Source organism: Streptomyces canus, from assembly GCF_030816965.1.
Classification (GTDB): domain Bacteria; phylum Actinomycetota; class Actinomycetes; order Streptomycetales; family Streptomycetaceae; genus Streptomyces; species Streptomyces canus_E.
Map to the genome: position 1 here is coordinate 5110135 of NZ_JAUSYQ010000002.1, position 19169 is coordinate 5129303.

General features: G+C 67.8%; 16 protein-coding genes. 8 read left to right on the forward strand and 8 right to left on the reverse strand.

Annotated features, from left to right (window positions below; genetic code table 11):
* Positions 1-242: 242 nt before the first annotated feature.
* The 8 genes from QF027_RS24530 to rpmH form a co-directional block, all read right to left on the reverse strand.
* Positions 243-1343: a ParB/RepB/Spo0J family partition protein gene (locus QF027_RS24530; protein ID WP_307077090.1), complete on the reverse strand. Its 1101-nt coding sequence runs from the start codon at positions 1341-1343 to the stop codon at positions 243-245.
* Positions 1340-2413 (reverse strand): ParA family protein, encoded by a 1074-nt coding sequence (locus QF027_RS24535; RefSeq protein ID WP_306986617.1) that lies wholly within the window; start codon positions 2411-2413, stop codon positions 1340-1342. The genes QF027_RS24530 and QF027_RS24535 overlap by 4 nt, the downstream gene beginning before the upstream one ends.
* Before the next feature lie 265 nt (positions 2414-2678).
* The gene (gene rsmG, locus QF027_RS24540; protein WP_306978917.1) at positions 2679-3395 is read right to left on the reverse strand and encodes a 16S rRNA (guanine(527)-N(7))-methyltransferase RsmG; all 717 of its coding nucleotides are present in this window, start codon (positions 3393-3395) and stop codon (positions 2679-2681) included.
* A 121-nt stretch (positions 3396-3516) separates the two neighbouring features.
* Positions 3517-4029, reverse strand: a complete 513-nt coding sequence (locus tag QF027_RS24545; protein ID WP_306978914.1) for a Jag family protein — start codon at positions 4027-4029, stop codon at positions 3517-3519.
* A 15-nt stretch (positions 4030-4044) separates the two neighbouring features.
* Positions 4045-5334 carry a membrane protein insertase YidC gene (gene yidC, locus QF027_RS24550; RefSeq protein ID WP_307077092.1) on the reverse strand — a complete coding sequence of 430 codons (1290 nt, stop codon included), beginning with the start codon at positions 5332-5334 and terminating at the stop codon, positions 4045-4047.
* Positions 5335-5337: 3 nt separating this feature from the next.
* Entirely contained in the window at positions 5338-5688 is a 351-nt protein-coding gene (gene yidD / locus QF027_RS24555) for a membrane protein insertion efficiency factor YidD (protein WP_037707204.1), read from the reverse strand.
* Positions 5685-6056: a ribonuclease P protein component gene (gene rnpA / locus QF027_RS24560; protein ID WP_059208182.1), complete on the reverse strand. Its 372-nt coding sequence runs from the start codon at positions 6054-6056 to the stop codon at positions 5685-5687. The genes yidD and rnpA overlap by 4 nt, the downstream gene beginning before the upstream one ends.
* A 21-nt stretch (positions 6057-6077) precedes the next feature.
* Positions 6078-6215 carry a 50S ribosomal protein L34 gene (gene rpmH, locus QF027_RS24565; RefSeq protein ID WP_005482975.1) on the reverse strand — a complete coding sequence of 46 codons (138 nt, stop codon included), beginning with the start codon at positions 6213-6215 and terminating at the stop codon, positions 6078-6080.
* Positions 6216-6598: 383 nt separating this feature from the next.
* Here rpmH and dnaA point away from each other — a divergent pair, with 383 nt between their 5' ends.
* From dnaA to QF027_RS24605, 8 genes are all read left to right on the forward strand, one after another.
* Entirely contained in the window at positions 6599-8551 is a 1953-nt protein-coding gene (dnaA, locus tag QF027_RS24570) for a chromosomal replication initiator protein DnaA (protein ID WP_306978909.1), read from the forward strand.
* Between the two features lie 869 nt (positions 8552-9420).
* Positions 9421-10551: a DNA polymerase III subunit beta gene (gene dnaN, locus QF027_RS24575; protein ID WP_020119489.1), complete on the forward strand. Its 1131-nt coding sequence runs from the start codon at positions 9421-9423 to the stop codon at positions 10549-10551.
* Positions 10552-10677: 126 nt separating this feature from the next.
* Positions 10678-11553, forward strand: coding sequence for a phosphogluconate dehydrogenase (NAD(+)-dependent, decarboxylating) (gnd, locus tag QF027_RS24580; RefSeq protein WP_306978908.1), 876 nt, complete (start codon positions 10678-10680; stop codon positions 11551-11553).
* A gap of 65 nt (positions 11554-11618) precedes the next feature.
* On the forward strand, positions 11619-12740 hold the full coding sequence (gene recF / locus QF027_RS24585; RefSeq protein ID WP_306978906.1) for a DNA replication/repair protein RecF: 1122 nt from the start codon (positions 11619-11621) through the stop codon (positions 12738-12740).
* Complete coding sequence (locus tag QF027_RS24590) at positions 12737-13279, forward strand: DUF721 domain-containing protein (RefSeq protein ID WP_059208186.1); 543 nt, start codon at positions 12737-12739, stop codon at positions 13277-13279. Before recF ends, QF027_RS24590 begins: the two co-directional genes overlap by 4 nt.
* A gap of 372 nt (positions 13280-13651) precedes the next feature.
* Complete coding sequence (gene gyrB, locus QF027_RS24595) at positions 13652-15724, forward strand: DNA topoisomerase (ATP-hydrolyzing) subunit B (RefSeq protein WP_306978902.1); 2073 nt, start codon at positions 13652-13654, stop codon at positions 15722-15724.
* Positions 15725-15766: 42 nt separating this feature from the next.
* Complete coding sequence (gene gyrA / locus QF027_RS24600) at positions 15767-18364, forward strand: DNA gyrase subunit A (protein WP_306978900.1); 2598 nt, start codon at positions 15767-15769, stop codon at positions 18362-18364.
* A gap of 16 nt (positions 18365-18380) precedes the next feature.
* A complete protein-coding gene (locus tag QF027_RS24605) occupies positions 18381-19166 on the forward strand; it encodes a DUF3566 domain-containing protein (RefSeq protein ID WP_306978897.1) in 786 nt (261 codons plus the stop codon).
* Positions 19167-19169 lie beyond the last annotated feature (3 nt).

The following is a 19169-nucleotide window of genomic DNA, read 5'->3' on the forward strand; positions in this document are numbered from 1 at the left end:
ACGAATCCGCCGACCGCCCCCAGTCCCAGGCCCGCGCTCACCAGTCCGCTTCGGCTCATCGTTCGCATGGCCCCTGCCCCTCCTCAGAGGTACTGCCGGGTGGATGTGCCACACCCATTCGCATCGTATCCATACAGCGATTCCACCGATACCGCCTGAAAGCAAAGAACGGGCCGTGTCCGGTACACACCGGACACGGCCCGCTCTTCATGCCTGGCCCTGGCGGTGCCGCAGAGCCGGGCTCAGGCTTCCGTCTCCTCGGCCCCGTCGTCCAGCAGGCTCTTCTGCAGAACCGGTCCTTCACCCGGGGCGAGGGAGCTGAGGATGCGCTCGAGGTCCTCCATCGAGGCGAACTCGACCGTGATCTTGCCCTTCTTCTGTCCCAGGTCGACCTTCACCCGTGTCTCGAAGCGGTCCGAGAGACGGGTCGCGAGTTCGGTCAGCGCCGGGGAAACCCGGGCGCCAGCACGCGGCCCCTTGGAGCGCTGAGCGGTCTGCGGCCGCGATCCCATGAGGGTCACGATCTCCTCGACGGCACGCACCGAGAGTCCCTCGGCCACGATCCGGTGGGCCAACCGGTCCTGCTCCTCCGAGTCGTCGACGGAGAGCAGCGCCCGGGCATGTCCGGCGGAGAGAACTCCGGCGGCCACCCGGCGCTGGACCGCAGGTGAGAGCTTCAGCAGACGCAGTGTGTTGGAGACCTGCGGGCGGGACCGGCCGATACGGTCCGCCAACTGGTCGTGCGTGCAGTTGAAGTCCTTCAGCAACTGGTCGTAGGCGGCTGCCTCTTCCAGCGGATTCAGCTGAGCACGGTGAAGGTTCTCCAGGAGAGCGTCCAAGAGAAGCTTGTCGTCGTCGGTGGCCCGCACGATCGCCGGGATCGCCTCCAGGCCCGCCTCACGGCATGCCCTCCAACGCCGCTCGCCCATGATGAGCTCGTAACGAGCGGGACCCAACTGCCGCACGACGACCGGCTGGAGGAGGCCGACCTCCTGGATGGAGGTGACCAGCTCCTGAAGGGCGTCCTCGTCGAAGACCTCACGCGGCTGGCGCGGGTTCGGCGTGATGGAGTCGAGGGGGAGCTCCGCGAAGTGGACGCCCATGGGCGGCGCGGGCGTCTCCACGTAGCCGTTGACCGACGGCTCCTCGGTTTCATGTGAAACAGGCGGCAGCGTGGCCACCTTCGCCGCAGCCACCCCACGGTCGGTCGTCAGCACCGGGACGGCCGCCGGGGAGGCGGAACCAGCGCCTCCCATAGCCGCCGGGGTCGGCGTCTTCTCTGTCGGGGCAGCGGGGATCAATGCGCCGAGCCCACGGCCCAAACCCCTCCGTCGCTCGCTCACTGGATCCCCTCCACCATGCTCGGGTTGCTCTGTGCGCCGATGTGCGCCTGAGTCGGGTCATAGCTGACGCCGACTCCCTTCAACGCGATCTCTCGCGCCGCCTCAAGGTAGGACAGGGCGCCGCTCGATCCCGGATCATAGGTCAGCACCGTCTGGCCATAGCTCGGCGCCTCGGAGATACGGACCGAGCGAGGAATGCTCGTCCGTAGCACCTCGTCACCGAAGTGAGTACGCACCTCGTCCGCGACCTGGGACGCAAGGCGCGTCCGACCGTCGTACATGGTGAGCAGGATGGTCGATACGTGCAAGGTGGGGTTGAGGTGGCCCCGCACCAGGTCGACGTTACGCAGCAGCTGGCCCAGGCCCTCGAGTGCGTAGTACTCGCACTGGATCGGGATGAGGACCTCCGCACCAGCCACCAGCGCGTTGACCGTCAACAGGCCAAGCGAGGGCGGGCAGTCGATGAGGATGTAGTCCAGGGGCTGCTCGTACGCCTGGATCGCTCGTTGCAGTCGGCTCTCACGTGCCACCAGGGACACCAGCTCGATCTCCGCGCCGGCGAGATCGATGGTGGCGGGGGCACAGAAGAGGCCTTCGACATCGGGGACCGGCTGGACAACCTCGGCCAGCGGCCTGCTATCGACCAGGACGTCGTAGATGGACGGCACTTCCGCGTGATGGTCTATACCCAGCGCCGTGGACGCGTTGCCCTGGGGGTCGAGGTCGACGACCAGGACACGGCCGCCGTGCAGAGCAAGCGAAGCGGCAAGATTGACGGTCGTCGTCGTCTTGCCCACTCCGCCCTTCTGGTTGGCGACGACCATGATCCGGGTCTGCTCAGGCCGTGGCAGGCCCTCGCCGGCACGGCCCAAAGCCTCTACCGCCAATTGGGCAGCACGACCGATCGGAGTGTCGTCCATCGGGGGCGGTGTTTCACGTGAAACATCCTCCCCCATCGACTCGGTTCGGGGACCGGGGACCGGATCGGTCATCGGTCCCGCGATGTTGGCGTCGGACCGCAAGGATTCACTCTCCTCGACTTCAGGCTCGCAATGAACAGAGCCTCCCATGTCTTCGGGGTCGTGAACCAGTGAGGCCTGTTGTTCTGTGGAGAAATCCACCTCTGTGGACAACTCCGTTACCTCTCCGAGTGACCCGAGAGGCTTTCGGTCACGGGGTTCGGCGGCGGCCCGGCCGCGGCTGATGATGCCGTGCAGCAGTGAGCGACGTTTCACGTGAAACACGATGCAGGGCGACCGTGCCCGTTCTGCCGCGACACTCCGGCATGCATAGGTTTGGCAGCTTGTGTGGAGTACGTCTCGTCGGCAGGACGGATCAGCGACGTCGACGAATGCGGCCGGTACGGGCCGCCTTGGCGCGCTTGGCCGCAAAACGCACACCACCGGGACTCTCCCCGACCTCGACCCTCACCACCGTGGACAGCGGGTCTACCACGCCCTCACCCACATGCAGGATGGAGGTCTCCACGGCGCCGAGCTTGCTCAGTGCCGTACCTGCCGCCTTGAGCTCCTCCTCCGCGGTATCGCCCTTGAGGGCGAGCATCTCGCCGTAGGGACGCAGCAGCGGGACGCCCCACGTCGCCAGTCGATCGAGCGGAGCCACGGCCCGCGCTGTCACGACATGCACGGGGGTCAGCTTGCCCATGACCTCCTCGGCACGGCCACGCACGACCGTCACATGGTCCAGGCCCAGCAGCTCCACGACCTCGGTCAGGAAGGTGGTGCGCCGCAGCAGCGGCTCCAGCAGCGTGATCTTCAGATCCTCGCGTACGAGCGCCAGGGGAATGCCGGGCAGACCGGCGCCGGAGCCGACGTCGCACACCGTCACGCCCTCGGGAACCACCTCCGAGAGCACCGCACAGTTCAGCAGATGCCGCTCCCAGAGGCGGGGCACTTCACGCGGGCCGATGAGACCGCGCTGCACCCCCGCCTCGGCGAGCAGCTCCGCGTAGCGAACCGCGTCGTCGAAGCGATCGCCGAACACCTCACGCGCCTGTTCGGGCGCAGGCGGGAGCTCCGCTGCCTCCGTCACGGGGAACCGTCCTTCCGTACCGCATCAGCGCACGGGCGCCGACAACCAGAACTATCAGGCTGACAAAGTTCGGCCCCGCCTGCTCTACAGACAGACGGGGCCGGAGGAACGTACGGACCGATCAGGCGGGAAGCACGACGACGAAGCGCTGCGGCTCCTCGCCCTCGGACTCGCTGCGCAGGCCGGCGGCCTTGATCGCGTCGTGCACGACCTTGCGCTCGAACGGCGTCATCGGATCGAGCTTCACGGACTCGCCGGAGCTCTTGACCTCGGCGGCGGCCTTGGCGCCCAGTTCGGAGAGCTCGGCGCGCTTCTTGGCCCGGTAACCGCCGATGTCCAGCATCAGCCGACTGCGGTCCCCGGTCTCCCGGTGCACGGCCAGGCGGGTGAGCTCCTGCAGGGCTTCCAGCACCTCGCCGTCCCGGCCGACCAGCTTCTGCAGGTCGCGGCCGCCGACGTCGCTGATGATCGAGACAGCGGCGCGGTCGGCCTCGACGTCCATGTCGATGTCGCCGTCGAGATCGGCGATGTCGAGCAGACCCTCGAGGTAGTCCGCCGCGATCTCACCCTCCTGCTCCAGGCGGGTCAGGGTGTCTACGCCCTCGGCAGCGGCGGAGGTGGTGCCTTCCGTCACGGGATGGACTCCTTCTTACTTCTTGGACGGGGACTTGGGCCGCTGCGGACCCTTGCGCTGTCCGGACTGGGCCTTGCTGCGGGTACCGCCGCCGGGCTGCTTCTTGGCGGGTTCGGCGGGTTTGGCGTCCTCGGGCTCGTCGGACTTCCTCAGCGAGGTCGGCTCCGACGACGGGGCGTCACCGGCCGCCTTGCCACCCGAGGCCGCCGCACCGCCCGACTGCCGCTGGGACTTGCTCTGCCTCTTGGGCTGCTGACGCTTGGGGGTGGCCGCGCTGGTCGACGTGCCGTCCTCGGTCTGGACCGCGGCCTGGGACTCGCTCTGGACCACGGAGCCGTCGGCCTGGGCCGCCAGGCCCGCCTTGTTCAGACCGTTGATGAACTTGCGCTCGAACTCGTTGCGGTCGCGGCCCTTGGCGACGATCGCCTTGATGATGGTGCGCTCGCTGCGCTTGCGGGCCTTGCCGTGCGTCGTGACGTGCTTGGTGAGGCGCTCAAGGTAGGCCGCCTGAGCCTTGGAACCCGGCGTCGGGTTGTTGCGGATGACGTACATCTGCTGGCCCATGGTCCACACGTTGGTGGTCAGCCAGTAGACGAGGACACCGACCGGGAAGTTGATGCCGAAGACGGCGAACATGACCGGGAAGACGTACATCAGCATCTTCTGCTGCTGCATGAACGGCGTCTTGACCGTGGTGTCGACGTTCTTCGTCATCAGCTGGCGCTGCGTGTAGAACTGCGACGCCGACATCAGGACGATCATGACCGCGGTGACGACCCGGACGTCGGTCAGCGAGGCGCCGAGCGCCTCGACCTTGCTCGAACCGTCCGTGAACTTCGCGGCCAGGGGGGCACCGACAATGTGCGCCTTACGGGCACTGGCCAGCAGCGAATCGTTGATGACGCCGATCGTCGAGCCGGTCGCGATGCCGTTGAGCACGTGATACAGGGCGAAGAAGAACGGGGACTGCGCCAGGATGGGAAGGCACGAGGAGAGCGGGTTGGTGCCCGTCTCCTTGTACAGCTTCATCATCTCTTCGGACTGACGCTGTTTGTCGTTCTTGTAGCGCTCCTGGATCTTCTTCATCTCGGGCTGGAGCGTCTGCATGGCCCGCGTCGACTTGATCTGCTTCACGAAGAGCGGGATCAGGCAGATACGGATCAGGATCACGAGGGACACGATCGACAGGCCCCAGGCCCACCCGGTGTCAGGGCCGAAGATCTTGCCGTACACCGTGTGGAACTGGACGATGACCCAGGAGACGGGTGTCGTGATGAAGCTGAAAAGACTGGCAATCGTGTCCACTAATCATGCTCCTTGGGCATGGGACGGAGTCTCTGCGGCCGGGCTCGAAGGAGTCTGTCCCTCGGTGGCCGAGGCGGCGGAGGGCCCGCCCCTACGTGCACGCCAGGCGTTACGCAGCATTTCGTGCCACCGCGGACGCTTGCGCGGCGGGACATGGTCCACACCGCCCAGCGACCACGGATTGCACCGCAGGATGCGCCAGGCGGTGAGTGCCGTTCCCTTGATCGCACCGTGCCGGTCGATGGCCTGGTAGCCGTAGTGGGAGCACGACGGGTAGTACTTGCACACCGGCCCCAGCAGCGGACTGATGGTCCACTGATACAGCTTGATCAGCGCCAGCAGCGGGTACTTCATCGTGCGCCCCCTCCCAGCAGCCGCTGAACGGCGGCATCCAGGTCTCGGGCCAGCTGTTCGTGATCGGCGTCGCCCGCCTCGGGCAGCGCTCGTACGACTACCAGGCTACCGGGGGGAAACAGAGCGACCCTGTCGCGCATCAGATGACGCAGTCTGCGCTTCACCTTGTTGCGCACGACCGCGCCGCCCACGGCCTTGCTCACGACGAAACCCGCACGCGTCGGAGGAGCGCTCTCCCCAGGCGCGTGCGGGTCCGTGGCACCGCTACGAAAATGGACAACGAGGGACGGGCGTCCGGCCCGGCGCCCTCGTCGTACTGCGGTCGCGAAGTCCTCGCGCCGCCTCAGCCGGTTCTCGGTGGGCAGCACGACGGCATGACCTGACCGGGATCAGGCGGACAGGCTGGCGCGACCCTTGCTGCGGCGGTTCGCCAGAATCGCGCGGCCGGCACGAGTACGCATCCGCAGGCGGAAGCCGTGGGTCTTGGCGCGACGACGGTTGTTCGGCTGGAAGGTGCGCTTGCTCACTCGGGGGCTCCAGAAATAAATCGGTGGTTGCGGGTGCCGTCCTGGCTGTCACCGTGCGCCCACGAGTAGCTCGCAGTAACGCCCGAGTGCACCGCTTCCCGATCACCCGAGGCGATCTGTGCCCATCGGAGGCAGGCGGCAGCAGCCATCGACAACTCGACCTGGTTACGGTACGCGCGGCTGCGCCATCCGGTCAAACCAGTGGTCACCGGGGGACACTATCCACAGGCTGGGGACAACAACTTGAACCGCACCCGTCGCCCTGACTACCGTGGCTGAACTCCGATTCGTTCCCTTGACCCCTCTGTTTCGGCTCCACCCCATTTGAATCCCGACTCGTCCCACAACCACACGTTCGTGGGACCCGTGAGAGAGCGTGCCCTGTGGCTGACGTACCTGCCGATCTTGCCGCAGTGTGGCCACGCGTACTCGAGCAACTTCTCGGCGAGGGCCGCGTCCAGGGCGTGGAGGCGAAGGACGAGCACTGGATCCGGCGCTGCCAGCCGCTCGCGCTGGTCGCCGACACCGCCCTGCTCGCAGTACCGAACGAATTTGCGAAAGGCGTACTGGAGGGCAGGCTGGCCCCTGCCGTCAGCGAGACGCTGAGCCGTGAGTGCGGTCGCCCGATCCGTATCGCGATCACGGTCGACGACTCCGCGGGCGAGCCCCCGGCACCGCCCGCGCCTCCGGCCCCCCGCCCCCAGTCGCGCTATGAGGAGCCGGAACTCCCCTCCGGCCAGTACGACAACCAGTACGAGGGTTACGGCCGTCACCGCGCCGACGACTCCCGTCCGAACCGCGGCGAGCAGCGCCCCGGGCACCAGGGCGACCACGCCCCCCGCCCGGACCAGCTCCCGACCGCCCGCCCGGCCTACCCCTCGGAGTACCAGCGCCCCGAGCCCGGCGCCTGGCCGCGACCGGCGCAGGACGAGTACAGCTGGCAGCAGCAGCGACTCGGCTTCCCGGAGCGCGACCCGTACGCGTCGCCGTCGCAGGAGCCGTATCCGCAGGAGTCGTACGGCCCCCCGTCGCAGGACTACCGCCCGCAGCCGATGGACCGCCCGTCCTACGACAGTCCGCGCCGCGACTACGACGAGCGCCCGGACTACGACAAGCCGCGTCCCGACTACGACCAGCCCCGGTCCGACTACGACCAGCGCGACGCCCGCCGGGACCTGCCAAACCCCCCGCCCGGCTCCGGACATGTGCATCGCGGCGGCCCGGTCGGCTCCAGCCTGCCCACCACCGGCGCTCCCGGTCCGCTCGCCGCTCAGCCCGCGCCGGCGACCGGCCCCGGTGAGCCCACCGCGCGGCTGAACCCGAAGTACCTCTTCGACACGTTCGTCATCGGCGCCTCCAACCGCTTCGCCCACGCGGCCGCAGTGGCGGTCGCCGAGGCGCCGGCCAAGGCCTACAACCCCCTCTTCATCTACGGGGAGTCGGGACTCGGCAAGACCCACCTGCTGCACGCGATCGGGCACTACGCGCGCAGCCTGTACCCCGGCACGCGCGTGCGGTACGTGAGCTCGGAGGAGTTCACCAACGAGTTCATCAACTCCATCCGCGACGGCAAGGGCGACAGCTTCCGCAAGCGCTACCGCGAGATGGACATCCTGCTCGTCGACGACATCCAGTTCCTCGCGGACAAGGAGTCGACGCAGGAGGAGTTCTTCCACACCTTCAACACGCTCCACAACGCGAACAAGCAGATCGTCCTGTCCAGCGACCGGCCTCCCAAACAGCTGGTGACGCTGGAGGACCGGCTGCGGAACCGTTTCGAGTGGGGTCTGATCACCGACGTCCAGCCGCCCGAGCTGGAGACACGGATCGCGATCCTGCGCAAGAAGGCGGTGCAGGAGCAGCTCAACGCGCCGCCGGAGGTCCTGGAGTTCATCGCCTCCCGGATCTCGCGCAACATCCGCGAGCTGGAGGGCGCGCTGATCCGGGTGACGGCGTTCGCGTCGCTCAACCGGCAGCCGGTCGACCTGGGCCTGACCGAGATCGTCCTCAAGGACCTGATCCCCGGCGGCGAGGACTCGGCCCCGGAGATCACCTCCACGGCCATCATGAGCGCCACGGCGGACTACTTCGGCCTGACCGTCGAGGACCTGTGCGGCACCTCGCGCGGGCGGGCGCTCGTCACGGCCCGCCAGATCGCCATGTACCTGTGCCGCGAGCTGACGGATCTGTCGCTGCCGAAGATCGGCGCACTGTTCGGCGGCCGCGACCACACCACGGTCATGCACGCCGACCGCAAGATCCGCAATCTGATGGCCGAGCGGCGCTCCATCTACAACCAGGTCACCGAGCTGACGAACCGCATCAAGAACGGCTGACAGAAGCAGAGTTACGTCGGTTTCGACGCTGAAGGGCGCCCTGGGGACGAGATCCCGGAGGCGCCCTTCTTGATGCCGCCGTAGCCGGCTGTTCGATTCCCCGCCGGGTTACGGCCTCTCTCCACAGATCCGGTGACTTTTTCCCGTCCACATCCTGGGGACCGCGAAGTTGTCCAGATCACGGTCCACAGGCTCCCTGTTGCAAGACCATCAGGCCAGGTCAGATGGTTGTGGATTCGTGGACGAACGATCTCCACAGACTGTGGACAGCGAGAAGATCCACAGGCTGTGCACCGAGTTGTCCACCGGCAACCCACAGGCCGGGGCCGGTTGTCCCCAGCGATCACCGGGTTCTCCACATGCCTGTCCACTGTTCGGCAACGCGACGCGCCTGATCACCGGGTCGAGTGAAAGGCGTCACACGAAGGTGCCGGGTTGGGCTGTGGGAAAGGTGGGTAAAGCTGGGGACGGCGCTGGGGAGAACTCGCCTCAGGCTGTGCACGGAGTGTGCAGAACTTTCTGTTCTCCACAGATACGCCCGGTTGTCCACCGCCTCCACCCACAGGGCCAGTGGACAAAATTTCCCCTCTGAGCTGGGAAAACGGGGTTATCCACGGTATCCACAGCCCCTACTACTACTCCCAACTAGAGAGAGCTGGGAATCCGTTTCGAAGTGGGGCCTGTGCACAACTCGCTGTCCGGCTCCCGACTGCCCCTCGTCACGACTTGACCCCGAGAGGCACCTACTGTCAGTGGGGTGCGTCAGACTGTTCCCCGGTGTCCTTCCCGGCACAGGGACCGACGACACCGAGACAGACGACGAAGCCAGGCAGGCCGAGCAGCGCCGGCAACAGCAGGAGGCGGCAACAGTGAAGATCCGGGTGGAACGCGACGTACTCGCGGAGGCAGTGGCCTGGGCGGCGCGCAGCCTCCCGGCCCGTCCGCCGGCGCCTGTCCTCGCCGGCCTTCTCCTGAAGGCCGAGGAAGGCCAGCTGAGCCTGTCCAGCTTCGACTACGAGGTCTCCGCGCGGGTGTCCGTGGAGGCCGAGGTCGAGGAGGAGGGCACGGTGCTGGTCTCCGGCCGCCTGCTCGCCGACATCTGCCGCGCCCTTCCCAACCGTCCGGTGGAGATTTCCACAGACGGTGTACGGGCCACGGTGGTCTGCGGCTCCTCGCGGTTCACACTCCACACCCTGCCTGTGGAGGAGTACCCGGCGCTGCCGCAGATGCCGAGCGCCACGGGCACCGTCCCCGGTGAGGTCTTCGCCTCCGCCGCCGCCCAGGTGGCCATCGCCGCGGGGCGTGACGACACGCTCCCCGTCCTGACCGGTGTGCGCATCGAGATCGAGGGCGACACCGTCACGCTGGCGTCCACCGACCGCTACCGCTTCGCCGTCCGCGAGTTCCTGTGGAAGCCGGAGAACCCGGAGGCGTCCGCGGTCGCCCTGGTGCCCGCCAAGACGCTCCTGGACACCGCCAAGGCGCTCACGAGCGGCGACAGCGTCATCCTGGCGCTGTCCGGTTCGGGCGCGGGTGAGGGCCTGATCGGTTTCGAGGGCGCGGGCCGCCGTACGACCACGCGTCTGCTCGAAGGGGACCTGCCGAAGTACCGCTCGCTGTTCCCGACGGAGTTCAACTCCGTGGCCGTGATCGAGACCGCCCCCTTCGTGGAGGCCGTCAAGCGTGTGGCCCTGGTCGCCGAGCGCAACACCCCGGTGCGGCTGAGCTTCGAGCAGGGTGTGCTGATCCTGGAGGCCGGTTCCAGTGATGACGCACAGGCTGTGGAAAGGGTCGACGCCCAGCTGGAGGGCGACGACGTCTCGATCGCCTTCAACCCGACCTTCCTGCTGGACGGCCTGAGCGCGATCGACTCCCCGGTGGCCCAGCTGTCCTTCACGACGTCCACCAAGCCTGCGCTGCTGAGCGGCAAGCCGGCCCTGGACGCCGAGGCGGACGAGGCCTACAAGTACCTGATCATGCCGGTGCGGCTGAGCGGCTGAGTCAAAGCCCCAGGTGAGGGCATACGTTTGAGCGGGTATGCCCACAGGTGTGCGTGAGCGTCCGGGTTTAGGCTCGTACGTGGGTACGAAAGTGCTCTCACGCCACAGCAACCTAAGGAACCACTGATGGAGCTCGGTCTCATCGGCCTCGGCAAGATGGGCGGCAACATGCGCGAGCGGATCCGCCGCGCAGGCCACACCGTGATCGGATACGACCGCAACCCGGACCTCGCCGATGTCCACAGCCTGAAGGAGCTTGTGGACGCGTTGCAGGGCCCGCGGGTCGTGTGGGTGATGGTCCCGGCCGGTGCGCCGACCCAGGCGACCATCGACGAGCTGGCCGAGCTCCTGGAGCCGGGTGACGTCGTGGTGGACGGCGGGAACTCCCGCTGGACGGACGACGAGAAGCACGCCGAGGAGCTGGCAGCCAAGGGCATCGGCTTCGTCGACTGCGGCGTCTCCGGTGGTGTGTGGGGCCTGGAGAACGGCTACGCGCTGATGTACGGCGGCGACGCGGAGAACGTCGCCAAGGTGCAGCCGGTCTTCGACGCCCTCAAGCCCAAGGGCGACGCCGGTGCGGTGCACGCCGGCAAGGTCGGCGCCGGCCACTTCGCGAAGATGGTCCACAACGGCATCGAGTACGCGATGATGCAGGCCTATGCCGAGGGCTGGGAGCTCCTGGAGAAGGTCGACTCCGTGACCGACGTCCGGGAGGTCTTCCGCTCCTGGCAGGAGGGCACGGTCATCCGTTCCTGGCTCCTCGACCTCGCGGTCAACGCCCTCGACGAGGACGAGCACCTGGACAAGCTGCGCGGTTTCGCACAGGACTCCGGCGAGGGCCGGTGGACCGTCGAAGCCGCCATAGACCACGCGGTGCCGCTGCCGGCGATCACCGCGTCGCTGTTCGCGCGGTTCGCGTCCCGCCAGGACGACGCGCCGCAGATGAAGATGATCGCGGCGCTGCGCAACCAGTTCGGCGGCCACGCGGTCGAGACGAAGTAATCCACAGGGCTGCGGAGCAATCCACAGGCCGCAGTCCACAATCTGGGGGAGGTCGGCGACCGACCATGCACGTCACGCACCTGTCGCTGGCCGACTTCCGCTCGTACGCCCGGGTCGAAGTTCCGCTCGACCCGGGCGTCACCGCGTTCGTGGGCCCCAACGGGCAGGGCAAGACGAATCTGGTCGAGGCGATCGGCTACCTCGCCACCCTCGGCAGCCACCGGGTCGCCTCCGACGCCCCCCTGGTCCGTATGGGCGCCGACCGCGCGATCGTCCGGGCGCAGGTCAGACAGGGCGAGCGGCAGCAACTGGTCGAGCTGGAGCTCAACCCCGGCAAGGCGAACCGTGCCCGCATCAACAGGTCCTCACAGGTCAGGCCGCGTGATGTGCTCGGGATCGTGCGGACCGTGCTGTTCGCGCCGGAGGATCTCGCGCTGGTGAAGGGCGACCCCGGCGAGCGGCGCCGCTTCCTGGACGAGCTGATCACCGCCCGCTCCCCGCGCATGGCCGGCGTTCGCTCGGACTACGAGCGCGTCCTCAAGCAGCGCAACACCCTGCTGAAGTCGGCCGCGCTCGCGCGACGGCACGGCGGTCGCTCGATGGACCTGTCCACCCTCGACGTGTGGGACCAGCACCTCGCGCGCGTGGGCGCCGAGTTGCTCGCCCAGCGGCTCGACCTGATCGCCGCGCTCCAGCCGCTGACCGACAAGGCGTACGAGCAACTGGCCCCCGGCGGCGGCCCGATCGCCCTGGAGTACAAGCCGTCCGCGCCGGGCGAGGCACACACACGTGAGGATCTCCACGAGCAGCTGATGGCCGCGCTCGCGGAGGCGCGCAAGCAGGAGATCGAGCGGGGCGTGACCCTCGTAGGACCGCATCGGGACGATCTGCTTCTCAAACTCGGTCAGCTGCCCGCCAAGGGATACGCCTCGCACGGCGAGTCCTGGTCGTACGCGCTGGCGCTGCGCCTCGCGTCGTACGACCTGCTCAGGGCCGAGGGCAACGAACCCGTGCTGATCCTCGACGACGTGTTCGCCGAGCTGGACACCCGTCGCCGTGAGCGCCTGGCCGAGCTCGTCGCGCCCGGTGAGCAGGTCCTGGTGACGGCGGCGGTCGACGACGACGTGCCGCACGTGCTGACGGGGACGCGGTACACCGTGTCCGAGGGGACAGTGGAGCGCGTATGACCGACGAACAACCGCCCGCGGAGATCCCCAAGCCCGCCGAGCCGTCCGGCGTCGACCTCGCGCGCGTGGCGCTCAGGGCCGCGAAGGAACAGGCACGCGCGCGTGGGGACGCGGCGCAGCAGAAGCGCCAGGCCCGGCGCGGTGGCGGGCTGCGTTCCGGCGCGCGCGCCGACGGACGCGACCCCATGGCGTTCGGGGCCGCCATCAACCGCCTGATCACCGAGCGCGGTTGGGAGACGCCCGCCGCGGTGGGCGGGGTGATGGGGCGCTGGCCGCAGATCGTGGGCGAGGACCTGGCCAAGCACTGCGAGCCGGAGAAGTACGACGAGGACGAGCGGGTTCTGGTGGTGCGCTGCGACTCGACCGCGTGGGCGACGAACCTGCGGCTGCTCGCGCCGCAGCTGGTGGCCCGTCTGAACGAGGATCTCGGGCACGGCGCCGTGAAGTTGATCAAGGTGAACGGCCCCGGCGGCCCCGCCCGTCGCTACGGTCCGCTGCGCGCCCCGGGCAGCACGGGACCCGGTGACACCTACGGGTGATGGACATCACATCCAGGGCGTCGGCGGTGCCTTCGAGGCATCGGCGACGCCTTTGTCGTAGCTCTGTACGCGGTGGCGAATTCCGACCTGACTCCCAAGTAGCCATAGGTTGACAGCCCGAAGCGCTGAGTGCCTCCGTGAGCCTCCTGGAGCCCCGCTCCGTATATGGGGACCCGGAAGACGCCGGTTGAGGGCGGCACATGAGGACTCAGGTACCGGCAAACCCCCATCACTGTCGGCGCTACCGGTAGACTGGAAGCGAATCCCGCCCCAAACGTGGGGACCGCCCGGGAAACGCTGAGCAACGCTGATCAAGGCTTACCAACGCAACATGCCGCAGCCGCTCCGGCAACCCGCCGACGAGCCTGGCTCGTGCTGTGCCAGAAAGGGCGCTTCGTGGCCGATTCCGGCAACCCCAACGAGAACATCCCGTCCACCGACGCCGAGGCGACCTCGTCGAATGGCGAGGTAACCGCCTCGTACGACGCCAGCGCCATCACCGTCCTCGAGGGTCTGGACGCGGTCCGCAAGCGACCCGGTATGTACATCGGCTCGACCGGCGAGCGCGGCCTGCACCACCTGGTGCAGGAGGTCGTCGACAACTCCGTGGACGAGGCGCTGGCCGGCCACGCGGACACCATCGACGTGACGATCCTGGCCGACGGCGGCGTGCGCGTCGTCGACAACGGCCGAGGCATCCCGGTGGGCATCGTCCCCTCCGAGGGCAAGCCGGCCGTCGAGGTTGTCCTGACGGTGCTGCACGCGGGCGGCAAGTTCGGCGGCGGCGGCTACGCGGTCTCCGGCGGTCTGCACGGCGTGGGTGTCTCCGTGGTGAACGCCCTGTCCAGCAAGGTCGCCGTCGAGGTCAAGACCGACGGCTACCGCTGGACGCAGGACTACAAGCTGGGCGTCCCGACGGCTCCGCTGGCCAAGCACGAGGCGACGGACGAGCACGGTACGTCGGTCACCTTCTGGGCCGACGGCGACATCTTCGAGACCACCGAGTACTCCTTCGAGACGCTCTCCCGCCGCTTCCAGGAGATGGCGTTCCTCAACAAGGGTTTGAGGATCAAGCTCACTGACGAGCGCGAGTCGGCGAAGGCCACCGCCGGGGCGGACGAGGCGGGCGCCGACGAGAAGGACGAAGTCAAGGTCGTCGAGTACCACTACGAGGGCGGCATCGTCGACTTCGTGAAGTACCTCAACTCCCGCAAGGGAGACGTGGTGCACCCCACCGTGATCGACCTGGAGGCCGAGGACAAGGACAAGCTCCTGTCCCTCGAGGTCGCGATGCAGTGGAACAGCAGCTACACCGAGGGCGTCTACTCCTTCGCGAACATTATCCACACGCACGAGGGCGGCACGCACGAGGAAGGCTTCCGCGCGGCGCTGACGAACCTCGTCAACAAGTACGCGCGCGACAAGAAGCTGCTGCGTGAGAAGGACGACAACCTCACGGGTGACGACATCCGCGAGGGTCTGACCGCGATCATCTCGGTGAAGCTGAGCGAGCCGCAGTTCGAGGGCCAGACCAAGACGAAGCTGGGCAACACCGAGGTGAAGACCTTCGTCCAGAAGGTCGTCTACGAGCACCTCACCGACTGGCTGGACCGCAACCCCGTCGAGGCCGCGGACATCATCCGCAAGGGCATCCAGGCGGCCACCGCGCGCGTGGCGGCCCGCAAGGCCCGTGACCTGACGCGCCGCAAGGGTCTCCTGGAGACCGCCTCCCTGCCGGGCAAGCTCTCCGACTGCCAGTCGAACGACCCCACCAAGTGCGAGATCTTCATCGTCGAGGGTGACTCCGCCGGCGGCTCGGCCAAGTCCGGCCGAAACCCCGAGTACCAGGCGATCCTCCCGATCCGCGGCAAGATCCTGAACGTCGAGAAGGCGCGGATCGACAAGATCCTGCAGAACCAGGAGATCCAGGCGCTGATCTCGGCCTTCGGCACCGGAGTCCACGAGGACTTCGACATCCAGAAGCTGCGCTATCACAAGATCATCCTGATGGCGGACGCCGACGTCGACGGCCAGCACATCTCCACGCTGCTGCTGACCTTCCTGTTCCGCTTCATGCGGCCGCTGGTCGAGGCCGGGCACGTGTACCTCTCCCGTCCCCCTCTGTACAAGATCAAGTGGGGCCGGGACGACGTCGAGTACGCCTACTCGGACCGCGAGCGCGACGCACTGATCGAGATGGGCCGGCAGCGCGGCAAGCGCATCCGCGAGGACTCCATCCAGCGCTTCAAGGGTCTCGGCGAGATGAACGCCGAGGAACTGCGCATCACCACCATGGACCAGGAGCACCGCGTTCTCGGCCAGGTCACCCTCGACGACGCCGCCCAGGCAGACGACCTGTTCTCCGTCCTGATGGGCGAGGACGTGGAGGCCCGCCGCCAGTTCATCCAGCGCAACGCCAAGGACGTCCGCTTCCTCGACATCTGAGTCGGTCTCAGCTGACCGCACCAGGAAGGATCTTCACCCGCAATGGCCGACGAGAACACGCCCGTCACCTCTGAAGAGGGCGGCGTCATCGCCCAGCGTGTCGAGCCCGTCGGGCTCGAGACGGAGATGCAGCGTTCGTACCTGGACTACGCGATGTCCGTCATCGTGTCCCGTGCGCTGCCGGACGTCCGGGACGGTCTCAAGCCCGTCCACCGCCGCGTCCTGTACGCCATGTACGACGGCGGCTACCGCCCCGAGCGCGGCTTCTACAAGTGCGCGCGCGTGGTCGGCGACGTCATGGGCAACTACCACCCCCACGGCGATTCCTCGATCTACGACGCCCTGGTGCGCCTCGCCCAGCCGTGGTCGATGCGGATGCCGCTGGTGGACTCCAACGGCAACTTCGGCTCCCCGGGCAACGACCCGGCGGCGGCGATGCGCTACACCGAGTGCAAGCTCGCGCCGCTGTCGATGGAGATGGTCCGTGACATCGACGAGGAGACCGTCGACTTCACGGACAACTACGACGGCCGCTCCCAGGAGCCGACCGTCCTGCCGGCCCGCTTCCCGAACCTCCTGATCAACGGCTCGGCCGGTATCGCGGTCGGCATGGCGACCAACATCCCGCCGCACAACCTGCGCGAGGTCGCTTCCGGCGCCCAGTGGTACCTGGAGAACCCGGAGGCCTCGCACGAGGAGCTCCTGGACGCGCTCATGGAGCGCATCAAGGGCCCCGACTTCCCGACCGGCGCGCTCGTCGTGGGCCGCAAGGGCATCGAGGAGGCGTACCGCACAGGTCGCGGCTCGATCACCATGCGCGCGGTCGTCGAGGTCGAGGAGATCCAGAACCGCCAGTGCCTGGTGGTGACGGAACTGCCGTACCAGACCAACCCCGACAACCTCGCGCAGAAGATCGCCGACCTGGTGAAGGACGGCAAGGTCGGCGGCATCGCGGACGTCCGGGACGAGACGTCGTCGCGTACGGGTCAGCGGCTCGTGATCGTTCTGAAGCGTGACGCGGTCGCCAAGGTCGTGCTGAACAACCTGTACAAGCACACGGACCTGCAGTCGAACTTCGGCGCCAACATGCTGGCGCTCGTCGACGGCGTCCCCCGCACCCTCTCGCTCGACGCGTTCATCCGGCACTGGGTGGCGCACCAGATCGAGGTCATCGTCCGGCGTACGAAGTTCCGGCTCCGCAAGGCCGAGGAGCGGGCGCACATCCTGCGCGGCCTCCTCAAGGCCCTGGACGCCATCGACGAGGTCATCGCGCTGATCAGGCGCAGCGACACCGTCGACATCGCGCGCACGGGCCTGATGGAGCTCCTGGAGATCGACGAGATCCAGGCCAACGCCATCCTCGAGATGCAGTTGCGCCGCCTCGCCGCCCTGGAGCGCCAGAAGATCGTCCAGGAGCACGACGAACTCCAGGCGAAGATCACCGAGTACAACGAGATCCTGGCCTCGCCGGTCCGCCAGCGCGGCATCGTCAGCGCCGAACTCACCGCGATCGTCGACAAGTACGGCGACGACCGCAAGACCATGCTGGTGCCCTACGACGGCGACATGTCCATCGAGGACCTCATCGCCGAGGAGGACATCGTCGTCACGGTGTCGCGCGGCGGTTACGTCAAGCGGACCAAGACCGTCGACTACCGCGCGCAGAAGCGCGGCGGCAAGGGCGTACGCGGCACGAAGCTCAAGGAAGACGACATCGTCGACCACTTCTTCGTCTCCACGACGCACCACTGGCTGTTGTTCTTCACCAACAAGGGCCGCGTCTACCGGGCCAAGGCGTACGAACTGCCGGACGCCGGCCGTGACGCGCGTGGACAGCACGTCGCCAACCTGCTGGCCTTCCAGCCGGACGAGGCGATCGCCGAGATCCTCGCGATCCGCGACTACGACGCGGCGCCGTACCTCGTGCTCGCCACGAAGGCGGGTCTGGTCAAGAAGACGTCACTGAAGGATTACGACTCTCCGCGTTCCGGTGGCGTCATCGCCATCAATCTGCGTGAGCGCGAGGACGGTTCGGACGACGAACTGATCGGTGCCGAACTCGTCTCGGCCGACAGCGATCTGCTTCTGATCAGCAAGAAGGCGCAGTCGATCAGGTTCACCGCCTCGGACGACACCCTGCGTCCCATGGGCCGTGCCACCTCGGGTGTGAAGGGCATGAGCTTCCGTGAGGGAGACGAGCTGCTCTCGATGAATGTTGTTCGACCCGGTACGTTCGTGTTCACTGCTACGGACGGCGGGTACGCGAAGCGGACCCCCGTCGACGAGTACCGCGTCCAGGGTCGCGGCGGCCTCGGTATCAAGGCCGCCAAGATCGTGGAGGACCGCGGATCGCTCGTCGGAGCGCTGGTGGTCGAGGAGACCGACGAGATCCTCGCCATCACGCTGTCCGGCGGTGTGATTCGTACGCGAGTCAGCGGGGTCAGGGAGACGGGCCGTGACACCATGGGCGTCCAACTGATCAACCTGGGCAAGCGCGATGCCGTGGTCGGCATCGCACGTAACGCCGAGGCGGGACGTGAGGCGGAGGAGGTCGACGGCGATGTGGCCGACGACGAGACCGTCGAGGGTGCCGTCGCGACCATCGGCACGGACGAGGGTGAGGCACCCCCGGCCGAGTAGCGAGGAGTGAGTCATCGTGAGCGGAGCCACGGGCGCCGGATCGACCGGAACCTCTACGGGGTCTTCCCCCGGCTCGGAGGCGGACGGCGGCGGCCGTGGCTCTGCCGCGCGTGCGGCAGAAACGCACCCGACAGATACGCACACGACTCAACTCAAGGCGATCAAGCCGCCCGCGACGGACTCGCGCTCGCCCGAGACTCATGGATCCCAGGGGGGACCTGTGACGGACACCCAGCCGCCGGCCCAGCCGACGGCGCCCGCCGCACCGCCGCAGGCGGCGGCTCAGCCCCAGCCTTCGCCCTCTCCGCTGCCGGGGGAACGCCGGCCGCAGCAGCAGGCCGGCCCGTACCACCCACCGCAGGCCTACCCGACGCAGGCCACCCCGGCCGGTGCGGTACGACGCCCGCGCACCGGCGCGCGCACCACGCCCCGTACCCGCAAGGCACGTCTGCGGGTGGCCAAGGCCGACCCGTGGTCCGTCATGAAGGTCAGCTTCCTGCTCTCCATCGCACTGGGCATCTGCACGATCGTCGCGGCCGCCGTGCTGTGGATGGTCATGGACGCGATGGGCGTCTTCTCGACGGTCGGCGGGACGATCTCCGAGGCGACCGGCTCGAACGAGTCGAACGGCTTCGACCTCCAGGCGTTCCTCTCCCTGCCGAACGTCCTGATGTTCACGTCGATCATCGCGGTCATCGACGTCGTCCTCGCGACGGCTCTCGCGACCCTCGGAGCGTTCATCTACAACCTCTCCGCGGGCTTCGTCGGCGGCGTCGAGCTGACGCTGGCGGAGGACGAGTAACGC

What these genes read in the sequence shown, in the direction of transcription:
- QF027_RS24535 (WP_306986617.1), bottom strand. Translation starts at nt 2,413, where the DNA reads ATGGGAGGCTCTGTTCATTGCGAGCCTGAAGTCGAGGAGAGTGAATCC.
- yidD (WP_037707204.1), bottom strand. Translation starts at nt 5,688, where the DNA reads ATGAAGTACCCGCTGCTGGCGCTGATCAAGCTGTATCAGTGGACCATC.
- gnd (WP_306978908.1), top strand. Translation starts at nt 10,678, where the DNA reads ATGGAGCTCGGTCTCATCGGCCTCGGCAAGATGGGCGGCAACATGCGC.
- recF (WP_306978906.1), top strand. Translation starts at nt 11,619, where the DNA reads ATGCACGTCACGCACCTGTCGCTGGCCGACTTCCGCTCGTACGCCCGG.
- QF027_RS24590 (WP_059208186.1), top strand. Translation starts at nt 12,737, where the DNA reads ATGACCGACGAACAACCGCCCGCGGAGATCCCCAAGCCCGCCGAGCCG.
- gyrA (WP_306978900.1), top strand. Translation starts at nt 15,767, where the DNA reads ATGGCCGACGAGAACACGCCCGTCACCTCTGAAGAGGGCGGCGTCATC.